Raw genomic sequence first — 4,232 nt, forward strand, 5'->3', positions numbered from 1 at the left:
CGTTTAGAGATGAAGTAATGTCTGCTCATCTTAGGAGAATTGAGCAACTTGACAATCTTGTGATTCCAGATGCATTTTGCGCAATCGCTCTAGCCAGACAATTCCCTCATCCTGGTAGCTACGAAAAACTGCTTTTATATCACGAGAAATTACAACCGATTCGCTAAGATGAAAATCGCTCATCTCCCGTTGAAGAGCCAAAAGGTTCTCATCAATAGTCAGCTCAATCAAATCATTGATTCTTTCGTTTGGATTGATTTGTGCTAACGTCCAAAATGGGACGTGAAACACCCCTGTCTCCAGTTTTTTTACTCCAAGGTCATCGAAGAAATGTATTACTTCTACTAACCTCTTTAGATCTAAAACCAGCACTCTTTTTATTTTTTTACCGGCACTTCTCCTATCAGATGAAACTAGGTCGACATACTTCCTTTCGTAAAGAACACACTCCCAAAGTCGTTCCAACGAGAGACCCGAAAGATGACCATTCACCTCTATGTGAGCCTCATACTGTCCTGGAATAACTCCCTCGTAAAGACCCACTCTGAATGTAGTTGTGTCGTATATGAACTGATCTAATAAATTGTCTGGACAACGAAATTCAACACGACCTCGATACTTGGGTATCACTTCAGTCATAAAATATAAGAGAGCACGTTCATTTTTTGCCAAAAATAGGCTAGTTTCCGAATCGAAAATGAAGTGATGGAACATGTCATTTACTAAGGCGCGCTCTTGAGATAAGCTTCTTGCCAAAATTCCGTCTTTTGATATGAATTTTCGAACGATGTCTACTGTCAACATGGATACGGATTCAGGCACTTCTAGATCACCGTAAAGAAAGGAAAATTGAACTTCTAGTTTGCCTCCCACGTAGAAAACATTGCAGATTCCACGAACTTCGCCTTTGTATGAATAGGTAGTGAACTGCTTGACTAATTCTTCATTATCAATACGGAGTATCTTCCGCATTTCAGGCAAAACATGCTCAAGAAATGTTCCGCAGAGAGGCTCTGGAATCACAAGATTGTCAAGTTGCTCAATTCTCCTAAGATGAGCAGACATTACTTCATCTCTAAACGCGTAGTAGACACAGTTAAAGAGCAGCCCAGGAGGTGAGCTTTTTAACAAAAGGGTAACGTCCTGCAGATTAACTCGCGTTTCGCCAAGATCTAGCAAAACCTTCAAAACCAACTTAGGGGCTGGAGATTGCATCGCGTCCAGCTCTAGAGTCACCTCAACTGGATCAACGGAAAATCGAAAAGGAGCCTCCATACCATGTGTGAAAATAAGTGAGAAATCCATCTTCTCACCTGGTACAGAACTCTGGGATCGTTTAACAAAAATAGCCCTTTGCTCACAAAGAATCTGAGAAACCGACTCAATTCCTATAAAAGATTTCTTCGGGACAACTCTTTTGGCCCCTTCCACAGAAACTTTTGAATCAGACAACATCACTAGTTGTTCAGAAATTATTCGAAGAATTTTCCAAGAATCTTCTGTGAAGCATTCTTTTGAAAGAGCGACTTGTCTCCCATTGAATGTCACTACATCTTGGTACTTGACGGCATCAATAAATTCTTGAGCTTGAACAATTTGCAATGGCTTACTTCGTCCAGGGATACGAAGAGTTAATTGAATTTCAAAAAAAACTTCTTCGGAAAACCCAACAAAAAGACGCTTTTGCCCAATGGAAATCAAAAAATCTATAGACAATGGTTGAAAAGAGTCGACAGAACAAGTTGGTAAACAGAGTGGATTGAAGGAGAGAATCAAAAGAGCCTCTACGTATTCTCTAACCAACTCTCGATCGACGCGTAAATCAGATTTACGCACATCTTCTTGTTGACGTGAAGAGGATACGAGAGCAGCCGCAGAGGCACTTCCACTAATTAGAGAGTCCAGATGTTCCTCTAAGTAAAATAGAGTCGCTGCAAGGTGTTGACAATCGTACTTCTCAGAACAATTGCAGATGCTCTCTACAATTTCCGAGTTCTGACGATCAATTTCTATCTCTCCAGTCTGGCGATTGTTATAATTCCCCCAGACTTCGCATTTCAACCGAATGGCTTTATCCGTTACATCTAAAATCTGTACAGAACAGACGGCCTTGGCATCATGTAGCAATCTCCCCTCTTTAAGAAAAGCAGAAGAGAAATCTTGACGTAGTTTTCTGTAGTTCAATAACCCAGACATTGCATTCCTCGGATACAAACATGGGGATAACTTCGTCCAAGCACGAACTCAAAAAAAAACGCGAAGTGAAATAGCCTCAAGATAATCAAGGAAAGAAAACGAATCTCACAATTCTTACTTGTCAACCATGTTGCGCAAGATGACACGGCATCGCATAAAATGGAAGTCTTACCACTAAAAAGAACTCTGTCATCAAAAAGCTTCCACTCAATCCAAAACAGATAAGGGCGACCTTTTACAAATAAAACGTGGTGGTCTAAACTCTCCGGTTTTAAGGAAGGTTTCTTCAGAGCGTGGGTGTAGCTCAGCCGGTAGAGCGTCAGCTTCCCAAGCTGAATGTCGTGAGTTCGAGTCTCATCACCCACTTTGGGATTTGGGAAGGCTTTTCAACGCGGGTATAGCTCAGTGGTAGAGCATCACGTTGCCAACGTGAGGGTCGTGAGTTCGAATCTCATTACCCGCTTCCTTGTTCTGCGATTGGATTACGGAGTAATTTCTTTGCTTTCTTTTTGAAGATTCCGCTCGTTGTCCCAATTTCGAAAATTAAGTTTAGGAACAGACTAGTGAAGAAGAATGAGATAGCGGATTGTTCGATCTCAGTTTTGTCTAAGGTTGCTCAAGCCAATTGTAGATTTGAATTTGTTCTTTCCGTTCCGGCTAGTTTTGCCATTGACTCGCATAGACAATCAGTTGAACAAGTTGCAAAAACAGTATCTCTACCTGGATTTCGCAAAGGCAAAGTACCGAAGGACCACGTCTTACAATCTTTTGGTGAAAAAATTGACCGTGAATGGCAAGACTCTTTAGCTAAGAAGACCGTCAATATTTTTCTCGAGCAGCAATCATTTAGAGCTATCCCCCCCATAGTTTATTCTTGGAAAAAGTTGGATCAAGAGTCAGATTTGGAACTTCATGTCTCTTTTGAGGTTTATCCTAAAGCTCCTGAAATAGAAGAAATCGATCTATCTTCCGTTTCATTTCCTGATCGTAAAGAAGTTACTGATGGTGATGTAGAAAAAAAAATAGATGAATATCGCGCAGTTCTTGCTGAATGGACTCCTTTAGATGATATGGAGCGCATTTGTGAAGAAGATCGAACGGATTATCGACTGATTTCTCTTTCGGGAAATGAGGCTAAAAAGGAGAGGGGTTGCCTTGTAAAGGAGATGCCTGACACCATTCGTAAAGCGATTCTTTCATCTTCTGACAAAAAACTAGAGGTTGATCTTCCTCAGAATTGGGGGAATGTTCCCGGTGGAAAGTATTTCTTAGAGACATACAACCGTGCGAGAAAGATTCCTCCACCTGTGGATGAGTCGTTTGCTAAACGTTTCAATATGTCTTCCGTGGATGAACTAAAGAATGAAATCAGAAAGAAACTGAATATTTCGATTGAATTTGACCACATTGAAGAAGCTAAGAATATTTTACAAGAAGCTCTCGTTAAAAAACTTTCATTTGAATTGCCTTTGACTATTCTTGAGAAAGAAGTTGAGTCTCGTGCTTCTTTTTCTTCCAATAAGGGTTTAAAGAAAGAAGAAATTGAAGAACAAGCCCGTCAAGCATTACGACTTTTTTTCTTAATTGAGTCGATTGCTATGCGACATGGAATATCGCTTAGTCAGGAAAGCCGGGATTTCATTTGGTCACAAAATCAACCTGGGCTACAGGGAGAAAGTGGTAGGCAGAGGATGGCAGCTCAACTTATACAACACGAGGTTCTTCTCTTCTTGTTGCAACGAATGAACTGGCTAAAGCCGAATAATTAAACTGGTATTTCTTTTTGATTGGAAACTTCATGCCTCTCTAGTGTTTTTGGTGAGTTGTTTTTGCAAATCAAAGAAGTAGTTTTACCAATTCAAAATGATGTCACTGAGGTAATAATTAAAATGACTCTCGTTCCATTCGTAGTAGAAGACACTGGTCGTGGAGAGAGGTCGATGGACATCTTCTCCAGATTGTTGATGGATAGAATAGTTTTCATAGGTGGTCCTGTTAATGATCAGACAGCAAATCTCATAATTGCCCAACTTCTC

General features: G+C 40.5%; 3 protein-coding genes and 2 tRNA genes. 4 read left to right on the plus strand and 1 reads right to left on the minus strand.

Annotated elements, in window-relative coordinates:
• Positions 1–30: 30 nt before the first annotated feature.
• Positions 31–2,196 carry an SNF2 helicase associated domain-containing protein gene (locus tag GCCT14_RS03745; protein WP_108624299.1) on the minus strand — a complete coding sequence of 722 codons (2,166 nt, stop codon included), beginning with the start codon at positions 2,194–2,196 and terminating at the stop codon, positions 31–33.
• Positions 2,197–2,489: 293 nt separating this feature from the next.
• Here GCCT14_RS03745 and GCCT14_RS03750 point away from each other — a divergent pair.
• The 4 genes from GCCT14_RS03750 to GCCT14_RS03765 form a co-directional block, all read left to right on the plus strand.
• A tRNA-Gly gene (locus tag GCCT14_RS03750) sits at positions 2,490–2,562 on the plus strand.
• Positions 2,563–2,587: 25 nt separating this feature from the next.
• A tRNA-Gly gene (locus tag GCCT14_RS03755) sits at positions 2,588–2,659 on the plus strand.
• A gap of 100 nt (positions 2,660–2,759) precedes the next feature.
• Complete coding sequence (locus GCCT14_RS03760) at positions 2,760–3,965, plus strand: trigger factor (RefSeq protein ID WP_157952580.1); 1,206 nt, start codon at positions 2,760–2,762, stop codon at positions 3,963–3,965.
• Between the two features lie 120 nt (positions 3,966–4,085).
• Positions 4,086–4,232: ATP-dependent Clp protease proteolytic subunit (locus tag GCCT14_RS03765; protein ID WP_192875496.1), on the plus strand; the 147-nt coding region annotated here is incomplete at its 3' end.

The organism is Candidatus Similichlamydia epinepheli (assembly GCF_003056015.1).

Excerpts from the sequence above, each read along its gene's own strand:
- GCCT14_RS03745 (WP_108624299.1), bottom strand. The coding sequence starts at position 2,196 with ATGTCTGGGTTATTGAACTACAGAAAACTACGTCAAGATTTCTCTTCT.